The sequence below is a fragment of the Caulobacter sp. GW821-FHT10A06 genome, from assembly GCF_059415805.1.
Genome location: NZ_JBWKNY010000006.1, coordinates 250784 through 264820 on the forward strand (window position 1 = coordinate 250784; position 14037 = coordinate 264820).

Genomic DNA, 14037 nt, shown 5'->3' on the forward strand with positions numbered 1-14037 from the left:
GGAGCGCGAGGACCATGGATTTCAACGACTCCCCCGAAGAAGCCGCCTACCGCGAAAAGGCTCGCGCCTGGCTTTCCGAGAACGCCGCCGCGCACCGCGCCAAGTTTGGCGAGCTGAAGCCGAACACCCCCGAGCACATGGCCGCCGCCAAGGACTGGCAGGCGACCAAGGCTGGGGCCGGCTATGCCTGCATTACCTGGCCCGCGGCCATCGGCGGGGGCGGCGGCACGCCGATCCAGTCGGTGATCTTCGGCCAGGAAGAGGGCAAGGCCGGCCTGGGCTACGGCTACTTCACGATCGGCCTGGGCATGTGCGTGCCGACGGTCATGGCCTTCGCCGACGGCGACACCAAGAAGCGCTTCGTCTCGCCCGCCGTGAAGGGCGAGGAGATCTGGTGCCAGCTGTTCTCCGAACCGGCCGGCGGCTCTGACGTCGCCGCCCTGCGGACGCGCGCCGTGAAGGACGGCGACGAGTGGGTGATCAACGGCCAGAAGGTCTGGACCACCGGCGCCCACTATTGCGACTACGGCATCCTGTTGACGCGGACCGATCCCGATGTGCCCAAGCACAAGGGCCTGACCATGTTCTGGATCGACATGCGCGACGCCGCCGTCGAGTGCCGGCCGATCCACCAGATGTCGGGCGGCCGCGAGTTCAACGAGGTCTATTTCACCGACCTGCGGGTCAAGGACAGCCAGCGCCTGGGCGAGGTCGGCGAGGGCTGGAAGGTGGCCCTGGTCACCCTGATGAACGAGCGCCTGGCCGTGGGCGGCTCGGCCGGCCCGAACTACCGCGAGATCATGAAGCTGGCCCGCGACCTGGCTGGCGCTGCCGGCCCGGCGCTGAAGGACCAGGCGTTCCGCGAGAAGCTGGCCGACTGGTACGTCCAGTCCGAGGGGCTGAAGTTCACCCGCTTCCGCACCATGACCGCCCTGTCGCGCGGCCAGACGCCGGGGCCGGAAAGCTCGATCGGCAAGATCATCTCGGCCAACCAGCTGCAGGAACTGGCCAACACCGCCGTCGAGATGGAGGACCAGTACGGCATCCTCTCCGATCCCGACCAGGCCCCGGCCGAGGCGGCGTTCCAGCAGAGCCTGATGTGGGCGCCGGGCCTGCGCATCGCCGGCGGCACGGACGAAATCCTCAAGAACATCATCGCCGAACGGGTCCTCGGACTGCCCGGCGATGTGCGCGTCGACAAGGACGTGCCGTTCAAGGACATGCCGACCGGTCGCTGATTTCGTCGAATCTTCGTCTAGCTCCGCTATGAGAGAGTCGGCGGCGGTTTAAGACTGCCGTCGGCTTCTCGACGCTTCTCCCAGATGTTCCGACGTCTGCGAAATGCCGGGAAATCCCGGAAATTCGCCTCACGAGCGAACCTCGACTGTGGTGACAAAGACTTCATCCCCGGTTGGGTTGAGCTGACCTTGACAGTGCTCGCTGCCGGGCACATGAGAGATCGTTGTTTTATGGTTAACGGGCTGGGCTGAAGGGGGATTCATGCGGCAGGCCGGCGACGCTTTTGCGCGCCTTGCGATGCTCCGCGAAGCGGCCGGGCGTGCTTTCGCCGGTCGTTCCGTCTGGCTGCGTCGCGCCCCGGTGGGCGCGATCGTGGCGGCGGTGGTGATTCCCCTCGTTGGTTGCGACACAGGCCCAAGCTTCTGGTTCCACAAGCGCGCCAGCGCTTGCCCGCGCCCCCAGGCGGCGCAGGGCGTTTCGGGCCAGTTCAATCAGCAGCAGCAAGAAATTCGCGCCCTGCGCCAGGGCGGCTTCCGCGGCGATTTCTTCGCCCAGCTGGAGCTGGCGCGCCGGTATGAAGGCCAGCGCGCGGTCGACAAGAACCTGGAAGACCCGGTCGAGGCGGCCGTCTGGTACGCCATGGCCCTGTCCAACTCCGGCGGCTACGCGCCGATCGCGGCCTATGAGCGTCGCGGCAAGGAATCACGCGCCGTCTCGCGCTTCGACGACTGCCGCGCCTTCGAACGCCGCAGCGCCTATGGAGCCCTCGACCGCCTGCTGTCGCGCATGTCGACTGAAGAGCGCGAGAAGGTCCGCAACCGCGTGATCTACGTGCTGTCGGCGCAGGGCGCGGACGGCTTCCGCACCCTGGCGCGCATCCACGACGGCTATTTCGGCCCGTACGGCGAGCCTTCGGACAACCTCCAGGCCATCGAGGCCTACGGCAAGCCCAGCACGCCCGGCGCGCCGGCCGCCCTGGACCTGTTCCGCCGCAACGACGTCGACGCCTATCTGTACAACTACCTGGCGGTGCAGACCGGCGACGTGTCGGCCTATGTGATGCTGAAGGACTTCGAGCGGTCCTCGCCGCAGCGCGCGTCGTACGGCTCGTTCGTCGAGACCAAGGCCAAGCGCTGGATCCCGACCTACGAGTTCTATCCGCCGGAATCGCCCGACTCGGGCGTGCCGCATTCGGACGAGTCGGACCTGTCGGGCGAGGCCCGCGAGGCCGCGCTCAGCCGGATCAACGAGCTGCCCTTCGTCCACGTGGCCGAGGCCCTGACCTATCTGCGGGTCATCCCGGCGCCGATGCTCGACGAGAAGCTGCTGACCGTGAACGACGCCCAGACGCTGCAGAGCATGCTGGGCCGTCCCGCCACCGGTCGCCTGGCGGCGATCGAGAAGGTGCGGGCCATCCAGTACGCGGCGGTCAACGGCTCGTCCAAGGCCCAGCTGGTGCTGGCGGTGATGTACTCCGAAGGCGTGGGCGTGCCGCGCGACTACGCCCGCGCCTATCACTGGTACTCGGAAGCCGAGCGCCAGGGTTCGGCCGAGGCCAAGTACGCCATGTCGACCTTCTTCTCCCTGGGCCTGCAGGGCGTGGCCGACCAGGACCGCGCCAAGGCGGTGGTCTACCAGCTGGACGGGGCTCTCTCGGGCTTCAAGCCGTCGGCCTATCGCCTGCAACAGCTGCTGGCCCAGGTTTCGCGTCCGCCCCGGCCCGCGGCCGATCGCGGTCGTCCGTATAGCGAAAGGGACTACTGATGCTGCGCCTCAGCCGCCTGATGGCGCTTTGGGCCGCCCTGATCCTGGGCGTGGCGGCCGCCGCCCCCGAGGTCGCCTTCGCCTCGCCCGACGCCAAGATCGACCAGCAGATCCGCCCGTGTTTCGGCCTGCTGATCCAGCCCAACCTCTCGCACGGCTGCAAGGTCCGCTACGCCAAGCCCAGGCCTTGCCCGCGCGGCTACTACCGCACGCGCAGCGGCCGGTGCGCGATCAGCAACGGTGGCGGCTATGGTCCTGGCGGCGGCGGGTACGTCTCGCGCGAGATCAATTGCGACTACGCCTATCCGGGCCAGGTGTCCGACACCCTGGCGCGCCTCTATGACGGCGACACCATCACCCTGACCTCCAGCGAGGGCGGGGCCTGCGTCGAGTCGCTGAACATCACCCAGTCGGTGACGATCGTGGTCCGCAACTACACGCCGGGTCCGGGCCGTCCGATCCTGGTGGCCCCGGCCGACCAGCCCTGCATCAAGATCGCGCCGGGCGTGCAGTTCGTCGTGCTCGAGGGCCTGGGCATCGAGTCGCGTCGCGGCGGTTCGGCCTCGTGTATCGTCGGCCGCGCCACCGAGATCGCCCTGAAGGACGTCACCGTCCGCTACGACGGCGACGCCTCGGCCTTCGACATCGGCGACAGCCGCATCGAGCTGTCCAACGCCGTCTTCATCGGCCGCACCCGCTCGGCCGTGGTCAAGGCCACCGGCACGATCATGGCCTCGAACGTCGAGATCGCCGCCACCGCCATCGGCGGCGCTTTCGAGACGGCGGGCGACAGCCGCCTGCGTGACATCCGCATCGTCCGCCTGGGCGACTGGACCGGCTCGTCGCGCACCCGCAACTCGGCCGGCTTCGTGATCAGCGGCATGAACCGCCAACAGCTGGTGACCATCGACGGCCTGTACGTCGATGGCTTCTCGCGCGGCGTCTATATCGGCGGCGGCGATGAGACGACCCTGCTGCGCCCCGTGGTCCGCGACAGCGACTGGGCCGTGACGGTCGAGAACGCCAACCTGCGCCTCAATGACGGCGAGCTGGAGGCAGTCGATGTCGGCCTCTACGTCGCCTCGGGCATCGCCTATGCCAGCCACAACAAGATCGTCGGCGTCATGCGCTCGGGCATCTATGCCGACGCCGGCGGCCAGATCCGCGCCGTGGACAACCGCATCTATGCCCGTCCCGAAGGCTGCAAGGCCCTGGTCAGCGGCTTCTTCGACGGTGAACTGACCTGCCGTCCGTGGTTCGAGGCGCCGGAGCTCTATCGCACCCAGCGTGATCGCGCTCGCCTGGACTACGACACCTATTGGCCGGCGGACTCGATCGCCGCCGCGCCGCCGATGGCCGCGTCCAACCCGCCGCCGGAACTGGCTGACGACGCCGCTGCGTCGGGCCTGGCCGGCGGCCCGCGCCCATACCGGACGCTTCAGCAAGGGGGAGCCCCCAAATGAGCAAGCTGGTTCGCGGCCTGACCGCCGCCGTCATCCTCGCCTCGACCCTGGTCGCGGCCCAGGCCTCGGCCCAGCCGGGGCAGGGCGGTCCCAAGCGTCGCGACATCTGCGGCGCGCCGATCGTGGGCCAGGCGCCCGACATCATGACCTATGACAGCACCACGGGCACCCAGGTGTTCGTCGGCGGCGGGCGTGGCGGCGGCACCGATGTGGCCGCCTACAACGCCCAGACCGGTTCGGCCGCGGGCCTGACCGGCGATCTGAGCCGTCCGGGCCTGGTGTCGTCCTGCGCGGTCGATGGCGTCACCCGCGAGTCGTACGGCGTGACCTCGGACCGTCCAGGCCAGGTCAGCATCTCGGGCCGCGATGATCGCGGCGAGCGCTGGCAGTTCACCCGCAGCGACGGCCGCACCGAGGTGTGGGATCCGCGCTACGAGAACCGCTGCTTCCGTTCGGGCCTGGGCCTGGGCGGCCCGTCGGGTCGCGATCCGCGATGCTGAGGCCGCTGCTGGTCCTGAGCCTGGCCGCCGTCGCCCTGGCGGCCTGCGCCCAGCCCTATCCGCCGTATCCCGGCCCGATCGGCCCGCCGCCGCCCTCGGCCCCGAACCCCCACAAGGTGACGCCGCCCCCGCCGCCGATCGACACGATCCGGCCGCGGATTCCGTAGGCTCAATCACCGTGCATCCCCGCGAAAGCGGGGACCCAAGCGGCCTGTCCACCCCATCCTGCTTTCCTAGGCCTTGTGCCTAGGACCCATCGCTCCGTGACCGCTGAGCCGATCAGGTGATCGCCCGCGCTGGCGGAGTTCACACGGAACGCCCAAACCAAGCCGACCCATGGGTCCTAGGCACAAGGCCTAGGAAGGCGAAATAGGTTGGCTCGACTTGGGTCCCCGCTTTCGCGGGGATGAGCGGATGAGGGGCTACCGCGCCTTCACGTCCCGCGCGGCCTTGGTCAGCTGCACGAACTCCGCGCGCAGGCCGTCGGGGTCTTCGCCGCGCGCGCTTTGCGCCAGGGCAGTGACGGCCGGCCAGTCGAAGCCCTCGTCCACCCACGGGTCGCCGCGCAGCTTCTGGCCGTAGGCAGCGACCGCCAACGCGAACCGTGTGGACTCCGGCGCCGCCGACAGGCTGGCGTAGCTGTCCGCCTTGCCGATCGGGCGTTCGATCAGCTTCGAAACGGTCCCGCCCGGCGGCTTGTAGCGCACCTTGAGGAAGGCCAGCTCGCCGCTGGCGACCGGCGCGGGCTTCTGCTCGCCATACCGCAACGGATCCGACGAGGGCCGCGCGCCGACCGGAGTGATCTCGTACAGCGCCGTCACCGACGCGCCCGAGCCGACCTCGCCGGCGTCGACCTGGTCGTTGTTGAAGTCCTCGCGGTTCAGCAGGCGCGTCTCGTAGCCGATCAGGCGATACTCAGCGACCCGCGCGGGATTGAACTCGACCTGGATCTTCACGTCGTCGGCGATCGGGAACAGGCTGGCCTGGAAGTCGTCGCGCAGCAGCTTGCGGGCCTCGTTCAGGGTGTCGACATAGGCGGCCACGCCGTTGCCGTTCTGGGCCAGGGCCTGCATCATCGTGTCGTTGTAGTTGCCGCGCCCGAAGCCGTAGACCGACAGATAGACGCCGCTCTTGCGTTGGTCGGCGACGAAGTCCTTCAGCCGGGTCGGGTCCGAGATGCCGACATTGAAGTCGCCGTCGGTGACCAGGATCACCCGATTGACCGACCCCTTGGTGAAGTTCTGCTTGGCGAGGGCATAGGCCAGTTCCAGCCCCTGGCCGCCGGCCGTGGAGCCGCCTGCCTGTAGTGCTCCCAGAGCGCAGCGCATCTTCAGCTTCGAGCGGCCATCGGTGGGCGACAGCACCGCGCCGGCCGAGCCGGCATAGGCGACCATCGAGACCCGATCCTGCGGCCGCAGCTGGTCGATCAGCACGTTCAGCGCCTTCTGGGCCAGCGGCAGGCGGTCGGCCCCCATCATCGAGCCCGAGGTGTCGACCAGGAAGACCAGGTTCAGCGGCGGCGCGTCGGTGCGCGGCGTCGCATAGCCCTGCAGGCCGATGTGCAGGATCTGGCGCTCCTTCGACCACGGCGAGGGGGCGACCGCCACCGTGGCGCGGAACGGAGTCTCGGTGCTGGCCGGGCGGGCGTAGCCGTAGTCGAAATAGTTCACCAGCTCCTCGACCCGGATGGCGTCGCGGGGCGGGGCGCTGCCGTCGTTGAGGAAGCGGCGGGTATTGGCGTAGGCGGCCGTGTCGACGTCGATCGAGAAGGTCGAGACCGGCTCCTCGGCCACGCGCTTGACCGGATTGGCGGCCGCGCCGGGATATCGCTCGGTGTCCATCGCCGTGGGCACGTGCGGCGATCCGCTGATGATCGCCGGCGCCGTGAAGCGCGACTGGACCGGCGGGAGCGGCAGCGGCGGCGGAGGCGTCATGTTCGCCGCTGACGGCGGCGGGGGAGGTGGCGGTGGCGGTGGCGGAGGGGGCGGCGGCGCGCCGACCCGGGCCGAATACTCCGCCACGGGAGCTCGGCCGGTGACGCCGGACACGCGCTTGCGGACTCCCGACACGACGACATCGTCACGGCTCGAGGGCGCCGCGAAGCCCAGGGCCGCGCAGGCCTCGGGCGTCACCGCGCCATCGCCGGGAGCAGGAAGGGCCGAGGCCGGCGACGCGCCGACCACGGCCAGGGACAGGATACTGACGCCCGCGAAACGAAGACTGCGACGAACCATGGCCGATCTCCCTGACCTGTTATGCCTTGTCATTTACAATCGTAATATGACAAAAGCTGGGCGTTAGGAAGATCAACCTAGGGGTGATGGCCCCGCCGGTCTACGGGGCGATCGTCTTCAAGAACTGCGGCGGCTTCCTGTGCTGCGTCGCCTGCTCATAGGCGTAGCCCAGGTTCAGCAGCAGCTTCTCGCTCCAGGCCGGACCGATGAAGGACAAGCCCACCGGCAGGCCGGTGACGGCGCCCATCGGCACGGTCAGGTGCGGATAGCCGGCCACGGCGGGCAGGGTGGTCGACGAGCCGCCATAGTTGTCGCCGTTCAGCGGATCGATGGTCCAGGCCGGGCCGGTGGTCGGGGCGATGATGGCCACCGCGCCGGTGTCCTTGAGGATCTTGTCGATGCCTTCCGGACCGGCCAGCCGCTTGGAGTCGGCCAGGGCCTTCAGATAGTCGGGATCGGTCAGGCCCTTGGTCTTCTCGGCCCGCTCAAAGCTCTCCTGGCCGAACCACTCAAACTCCTTGGGCGTGGCCTTGTTGAAGGCGATCAGGTCGGCCAGCGTGCGGCTGGGCACCTTCTTCGGGTCGGTCGAGGCCAGGTAGGCGGCCATGTCGGCCTTCAGCTCGGTGTAGAGCACCGTCCCCTCGGCCTTGCCGATCGGGCCTTCGTCGAACTCCTTGACGTCGACCAGGATCGCGCCCTGGGCCTGCAGCTCCTTCAGGGCGTTCTCGAACACCAGATCCAGCTTGGGCGAGTAGCCGGTGTAGAACCGGGCGACCGCCAGCTTGACGCCCTTCAGCGCGTCCTTCGACAGGCCGGCAGCGTAGTCGGTCTTGCGGGCGTCGGCGTCCTTGGTGGCCGGGTCGGCCGGGTCGCTGCCGGCGATGACGGTCAGCACCTTGGCGGCGTCCTCGACCGTGGTGGTCATCGGGCCGGCGGTGTCCTGGCTGTGGCTGATCGGCACGATGTGGGTGCGCGAGACCAGGCCCAGGGTCGGCTTCAGGCCCACCAGGCCGTTGATCGCGGCGGGGCAGGTGATCGAGCCGTCGGTCTCGGTGCCGATGGCCAGGGGCGCCAGGCCCGCCGCCACCGCCGCGCCCGAGCCGCTGGACGAGCCGCAGGCGCTGCGGTCCAGGACATAGGGGTTGCGCACCGTGCCGCCCACCGCGCTCCAGCCACTGATCGACTTGGACGAGCGGATATTGGCCCATTCCGACAGGTTGGCCTTGCCCAGCATGACCAGGCCCGCGTCGCGCAGGCGCTTGGCGATGGGCGCGTCGCGGCCGGTGACATTGTCCTTCAGCGCCAGCGAGCCGGCGGTGGTGGCCAGGGGATCGGCGCTCTCGACATTGTCTTTCAACAGGATCGGAACGCCGTGCAGGGGCGAGCGGACCTTGCCAGCCTTGCGCTCGGCGTCCAGCGCCTTGGCGTCGGCCAAGGCGCTGGGGTTGGTGGCGATGACGGCGTTCAGGACGGGGTTCTTGTCCTTGATGACCGCCAGATAGCCCTTGGTGGCGTCTTCCGAAGACTGGGCGTGAGCGGCTCCCGCGAGCAGCGCGAGTGCGGCCGCGCCAGCCAGGCAGGCGATCTTGGTCATGAGCGTTTCCCCGAACGCGGCCGCGACTCTGGGGGCGACCGAACGGGGGCGAGCATGAGGTCAAAAGTTTCGAGGCGACAAGCACCGAGGGGCCGTCCTCGCCCTTCGACAGGCTCAGGGTGAGGACTATTTTGGCGCCGAGTGCAGTAGAAACCTCATCCTGAGCCTGTCGAAGGACGAGGTTTCGGCCCCACCGTCGCTAGACGAAGATCGCCACGTTCTGCCGCGCCAGGATCAGCGGGCGGCCACGGCTGTCCCACAGATGCATCTCTTGCGTCGAGTAACCCTCAGCGATGGTCTCGGACTTGCTGCGCAGCAGGCGCCAGCCGTCGTCGTCCTCACCAGGCAGGCCCACGACATCCAGCGCCCAGGTCATGGTCGAGATCGGGCCGAACTTCTGGAACAGCGTCATGGCCGGCGGCGGCGGGGCGTCGCCCAGGGCGATCAGGGCCGAGAGCGAGGTGGCGGCCGCATCGCGGTGACGGATCCACAGCAGATATTCCGGCGGCTCGCCCGTGCCCGGCCGTCCGCCGCCGGCGACGCGGAAGTCGAACTGGCGGATGAAGCTGGGGGCCTGGCTGGTGTCGCCCTTGTGGAACGGCTCGCACTGGTCGGGCGGTGCGACGGCGGGACAGGCGACATCGGCATAGGCGGGAATGTGCGACTCGCGGCCCGCGCCGAAGGTCAGGGTTCCGTGGGTGGCCACGCCCTGCTCGCCGATTAGGTCGACGCTGGCGAACAAGGTCGACTTGCCCTGACGCAGCGTCCTGACCTGCATCGACAGCTCACCGGCCGCCGGACCGACGAAGGCGAACTGGGCCGAGCGCAGGGGCGGGGCGTCCGGAAACGCCCGCTGGGCCGCCTCAACGCACAGGGCGGCGGACAGGCCGCCATAGGTGGTGCGGCCCTGCTTCCAGTCGTCGGAGACATGGGCCGAGAAGCCGCTGTCGGTGGCGGTGATGGCGGCGACGAGATCGGTGTAGCTGGTCATGTCGCGAAGGTTCGTTTTCTTTCGCTACGGAAGTCAAGCGGCTGTCGTGCTAGCTCGAGTTCATGACCACGCTCCGCACCGAACGGCTGTTGCTGCGCAAGGCTCGGGAGGATGACCTCCTGGCGATCCACGCGATCCTGAGCGATCCGCGCGCGACGCGGTTCTGGTCGACGCCGCCGCATGCCACGCTGGAACGCTCGCTCAGCTGGCTGCGCGGCATGATCGCGATCGATCCCGCCGACGGCGAGGATTTTGTCGTCGAGCTGAACGGCGCCGTGATCGGCAAGGCCGGTTTCTACGAGTATCCGGAGATCGGCTTCATCTTCCACCCCGACTACTGGGGCAGAGGCTTCGCCCATGAAGCTCTAAGCGCGGTGCTGGACCGAGGCTTCGAGTTCGTGTCGGCGGCGGTCGCGGACGTCGACCCGCGCAATGCGGCCAGCCTCAAGCTGCTGACGCGCCTGGGTTTTGTCGAGACGGGACGGAAGGAAAAGACCTGGCTGGTCGGGGAAGAATGGTGCGACAGCGTCTATCTGAGCCTGGACGCCGAGACGTGGAAGGCTAGTGAACCGTCCCGCTAGCCTGGGCGAACCAGGCGCCGAACGTGCGGGCTTCCTGGTCGTCCTGCTGTTCTTCGATGGCCATTTCTTCCAACAGGATGGCGGCCAGCAGCCACTCCTCGAGCTCGGTCTCGGTGGCGCGCCCTTCCTCGAGCGCGACCTTGACGGTCTCGATCAGCCATTCGACGGCGGCTTCGGTGGTCTTGGTCATTGGCGCGTTTTTCCTGAACCAGCGCCGATAACCATAAGCTGTACCCAGCCCGAGCACCCTGCGACATAAGGTCAATGGGGGCGGGCAGGGTGTCGCAGGCCGTCCGCGCCCGGAAGGACGCGGACGGCGCGCGCGGCCTATTGGCCCTTGAGCTTGCGGTCGAAGAACTCCAGGTGCTTCGTCAGCACACTGAGGCCCTTGGTCTTGCTGCGCGGCGCGCTGTGACGCTCGCCGGGGTAGAGCGCCATCTCGAACGGGATGGCCTTGGCCTGCAGGGCCGACATCAGCCGGGTGCTGTTCTCGAAGATGACGTTGTCGTCGGCCATGCCGTGCAGCAGCAGCAGGCTGCCGGGCGCCAGCTTGCCGATCCGGGTGTTGAGATCCGAATAGGCGTAGCCGGCCTTGTTCTCGTCCGGCTTGCCCATGTAGCGCTCGGTATAGGCCGTGTCGTACAGGCCCCACTCGGTCGGCGGGGCGCCGGCCGCGCCAGCCTTGAACGGGGTGTTGTCGGCGGTCAGCAGCATCAGGGTCATGAAGCCGCCGTACGACCAGCCCATCACGCCCAGCTTGTCCGGGTCGACGTAAGGAAGACCGGCCAGGAACTTGGCCCCCAGCAGCTGATCCTCGACCTCGACCGTGCCCAGGTTGCGATCCAAAGCGCGCATGAACTTGGCCGAGCGGCTGCCGCTGCCGCGGTTGTCGATCCGGAAGACGACGTAGCCGGCTTCCAGATAGGTGCGCTCGGACACGCTCTGCCAGGTGCGCTTGACCTGCTGGGCGTGCGGGCCGCCATAGACCGCCAGCAGGGCCGGGTACTTCTTGCTGGCGTCGAAGTTCTGCGGCTTGAGGATCTCGTAATAGAGGGTCTCGCCGTCGGCGGCCTTCAGCGAGCCGTACTCCGGAACCGGCAGGGTCGAGGCATAGGGCCAGTAGGGGTGACCCTCGGCCAGCTTGTTTTCCTCGATCCAGCGCACGCGCTTGCCGGTGTTGTCGTACAGCGCGGTCTGCGGAGGGGTCTTGGGATCTTCGTAGGTGCCGGCGAAGGCGCCGCCGCTGGCGGCCACCTTGGCCGACCACCAGCCGCCGGCCGAGGTCAGGGCCTTGGGCTTGCCGGGCTTAGCGTAGGACACCTCGTACAGGCGGCGCTCGATCGGCGTGTCGATCGAGGCGATGAAGATCGCCACCTTGCGGTCCTCGTCGACGCCCTCCAGCCCGGCCATCGGCCAGTCGCCCTTGGTGATCTGGGCGATCTGCTTGCCGTCGGCGGCGTAGCGATAGAGGTGGGTATTGCCGTCCTTCTCCGACGACCACAGGAAGGTGCCGTCCTTCAGCGGGTAGAAGTCGTCGCGCGCCTCGACCCAGTGGGCGTCGGTGTCGGTGACGAGCGTCTTGGCCGCGCCGGTGGCGGCGTCGAAGGCGATCAGGTCGATGGTCTTCTGGTCGCGCGACAGGCGCTGGGCGTAGACGGTCTTGCCGTCGGCCGACCAGTCGACGCGGGCCAGGTAGATGTCCTTGTTGGCGCCCAGGTCCAGCTTGCGCACCTGGCCCGAGGCCAGGTCGCGAACGAACAGCTCGACCACGGCGTTGGGGCGGCCGGCGCGCGGATAGCGCTGGTTGACCACGGTAGCGCCGCCCGGACCGATGTCGGCGCGCGGCACGACGTCGACGGTGCTCTCGTCGACGCGGGTGTAGACGATGCGGCTCTCGTCCGGGCTCCACCAGTAGCCGGTGAAGCGGTCCAGCTCCTCCTGCACCACGAACTCTGCGACGCCGAACGACAGGGTGTCCTTGCCCTCGGTGGTCAGGGCCGTTTCGGCCCCGCCTGCCAGCGGCTTGATGTAGAGGTTCTGGTCGCGGACGTAGCTGACGAAGCCGCCCTTGGGCGAGACCTTGGCGTCGACCTCATCGCCCGGCGTTTCGGTCAGGCGGGTGACCTTGCCGTCGGCGACGCTGTCCAGATAGAGGTCGCCGTCCAGCGGCACCAGGATGAAGCGGCCCTGCTTGTCCCAGCTGTATTCGACGATGCCGCGGGCCGAGACGCGGGCGCGTTCGCGGCGGGCCTTCTCGGCTTCCGACAGCTCCTTGGCGCCCGACGACAGCGCGGCGCTGTCGATCAGGCGATAGGGCTCGCCGCCCTTGACGTCTGCGGCCCACAGGTCCTGGACGTTGGCCGCTTCCGGCTTGCCCTTCAGATAGGTGACGCGTTTGCCGTCCGGCGACAGGGCCACGCCCTTGGCGGTGGGACCCGACAGGCTGGGATCGGCGAAAACCCGTTCCGGGGTGAGTTTTTCCGCCAAAGCCGGCGTGGACAGGGCGAGGACGGCCGCGAGCGCCGTGAGCGAGGGCTTGATCATGGCGCGGGACGCTATGCGCGAGCGTCGCCGTTGTCAGCAGGGAAGTTGTTGCGGGATTGAAACGCGGAAAGCGCCCCCTCCGTCTCGCTGCGTATCCGCAGCGATCCACCTCCCCCGCAAGCGGGGCAGGAGGAAGCTGCTCTTTCCTGCCCCGTGAAACGGGGGAGGTGGCGCGGCGCCGATAGGCGACGTGACGGAGGGGGCGCTTAGCGACACATGCCCTGAACCGCCGCTAGGTCGATCGGCTGGGCCGGGACCGGCAGGCCTTTGGCCTTCAGCGCGTCCTCCAGCGTGGTGGGTTCCGGCGGCAGGCTGGGGTCCACGTCGGTCTTGTAGAACGGGTGGCTCTCGGCCTTTTCCAGCGTGGTGAAGCCGTAGCCCTTGTCCTGGTAGAGCTTGAACAGGCGCGTGGCCATGCGGGCCTCGAAGGCGCCGCCGTGCATCAGCAGGACGTAGGGGATGTCCTTGCCGTACAGGGTCTTGGCCATGGCCCGCGAGCGATCGGCGACGGCGGCCGCGCCGTCCAGATAGATCTTTTCCAGCTGGGCGATCGAGGCCTGATCGTTCTTGGCCACGCAGCGGGCGTACGGGTCGCTGAAGGCCCAGTCGCCGAAGCTCATCGTCACGCTGGCGATCTTGTAGTGGTTGGTCGCCAGCCAGACGCGGACCGCCAGGCGCTTCTCCGGCGTGTCGCCTTCCGACAGGAACGGGAAGCGCAGCCAGCGCCAGTCCTGGCCGGCCATCAACTCTTTGAGCATCGGCTCGTTCTTGGCGGCCTCGTCCGCGAATTGCTCGGGCGTCAGGCTGGCCAGGTTCTGGTGCGACCAGCCGTGGTTGCCCAGCGGCTGGCCAGCTTCGCGCCACAGCTTCAGGGCCGCGTCGGAGCCGGGTTCGCGCTCGGTCTGGACGCCGTTGATGAAGCCGAACGCCGGGGCCTTAGCCTCGGCCGAAGCCTTCAGCAGGTCGGTCGCGATCTGGGTGCGGGTCGCGCCCGGCGGCAGGGCCGCGTGGGCGGGCAGGTCATCCCAGGTGAAGGCGATGACGGGTTTGTCGGCGGCCCAAGTTTGCGAGAGGGGGGCCGTCGTGGCGACCAGGGCGAGGGCGGCGGCGAGGACGATGCGCATGGC

The 14037-nt window shown here is 68.6% G+C and carries 10 protein-coding genes and 3 pseudogenes; 7 read left to right on the plus strand and 6 right to left on the minus strand.

Annotated features, from left to right (window positions below; genetic code table 11):
• The first annotated feature begins 14 nt into the window (after positions 1 to 14).
• From AC07NF_RS19260 to AC07NF_RS19280, 5 genes and pseudogenes are all read left to right on the plus strand, one after another.
• On the plus strand, positions 15 to 1238 hold the full coding sequence (locus AC07NF_RS19260) for an acyl-CoA dehydrogenase family protein (RefSeq protein ID WP_494629970.1): 1224 nt from the start codon (positions 15 to 17) through the stop codon (positions 1236 to 1238).
• A 262-nt stretch (positions 1239 to 1500) separates the two neighbouring features.
• Positions 1501 to 3064, plus strand: a pseudogene (locus AC07NF_RS19265) (tetratricopeptide repeat protein); the annotation flags it as partial.
• On the plus strand, positions 3003 to 4466 hold the full coding sequence (locus AC07NF_RS19270; RefSeq protein WP_494629972.1) for a right-handed parallel beta-helix repeat-containing protein: 1464 nt from the start codon (positions 3003 to 3005) through the stop codon (positions 4464 to 4466). The pseudogene AC07NF_RS19265 and the gene AC07NF_RS19270, both read left to right, overlap by 62 nt.
• The gene (locus tag AC07NF_RS19275; RefSeq protein WP_494629974.1) at positions 4463 to 4966 is read left to right on the plus strand and encodes a hypothetical protein; all 504 of its coding nucleotides are present in this window, start codon (positions 4463 to 4465) and stop codon (positions 4964 to 4966) included. The genes AC07NF_RS19270 and AC07NF_RS19275 overlap by 4 nt, the downstream gene beginning before the upstream one ends.
• On the plus strand, positions 4960 to 5133 hold the full coding sequence (locus AC07NF_RS19280; protein WP_494629977.1) for a hypothetical protein: 174 nt from the start codon (positions 4960 to 4962) through the stop codon (positions 5131 to 5133). Before AC07NF_RS19275 ends, AC07NF_RS19280 begins: the two co-directional genes overlap by 7 nt.
• A 255-nt stretch (positions 5134 to 5388) precedes the next feature.
• On the opposite strand, the gene AC07NF_RS19285 is transcribed toward AC07NF_RS19280, so the two are convergent.
• From AC07NF_RS19285 to AC07NF_RS19295, 3 genes and pseudogenes are all read right to left on the minus strand, one after another.
• Positions 5389 to 7200, minus strand: coding sequence for a vWA domain-containing protein (locus AC07NF_RS19285; protein WP_494629979.1), 1812 nt, complete (start codon positions 7198 to 7200; stop codon positions 5389 to 5391).
• 100 nt (positions 7201 to 7300) lie between these two features.
• Positions 7301 to 8850, minus strand: a pseudogene (locus tag AC07NF_RS19290) (amidase).
• A gap of 143 nt (positions 8851 to 8993) precedes the next feature.
• Positions 8994 to 9785, minus strand: a complete 792-nt coding sequence (locus AC07NF_RS19295; RefSeq protein ID WP_494629981.1) for a thioesterase family protein — start codon at positions 9783 to 9785, stop codon at positions 8994 to 8996.
• A 62-nt stretch (positions 9786 to 9847) separates the two neighbouring features.
• Here AC07NF_RS19295 and AC07NF_RS19300 point away from each other — a divergent pair, with 62 nt between their 5' ends.
• The gene (locus AC07NF_RS19300; protein WP_494629983.1) at positions 9848 to 10366 is read left to right on the plus strand and encodes a GNAT family N-acetyltransferase; all 519 of its coding nucleotides are present in this window, start codon (positions 9848 to 9850) and stop codon (positions 10364 to 10366) included.
• Here AC07NF_RS19300 and AC07NF_RS19305 read toward each other — a convergent pair.
• Both AC07NF_RS19305 and AC07NF_RS19310 read right to left on the minus strand, forming a co-directional pair.
• Positions 10347 to 10556, minus strand: a complete 210-nt coding sequence (locus tag AC07NF_RS19305) for a hypothetical protein (RefSeq protein WP_494629985.1) — start codon at positions 10554 to 10556, stop codon at positions 10347 to 10349. The genes AC07NF_RS19300 and AC07NF_RS19305 overlap by 20 nt on opposite strands.
• A gap of 137 nt (positions 10557 to 10693) precedes the next feature.
• On the minus strand, positions 10694 to 12910 hold the full coding sequence (locus AC07NF_RS19310; protein ID WP_494629987.1) for a S9 family peptidase: 2217 nt from the start codon (positions 12908 to 12910) through the stop codon (positions 10694 to 10696).
• A gap of 72 nt (positions 12911 to 12982) precedes the next feature.
• Between AC07NF_RS19310 and AC07NF_RS19315 the strand changes: the two are divergent.
• Positions 12983 to 13095, plus strand: a pseudogene (locus AC07NF_RS19315) (hypothetical protein); the annotation flags it as partial.
• Between the two features lie 21 nt (positions 13096 to 13116).
• Here AC07NF_RS19315 and AC07NF_RS19320 read toward each other — a convergent pair.
• A complete protein-coding gene (locus AC07NF_RS19320) occupies positions 13117 to 14034 on the minus strand; it encodes a polysaccharide deacetylase family protein (protein WP_494629989.1) in 918 nt (305 codons plus the stop codon).
• Between the last annotated feature and the right edge of the window lie 3 nt (positions 14035 to 14037).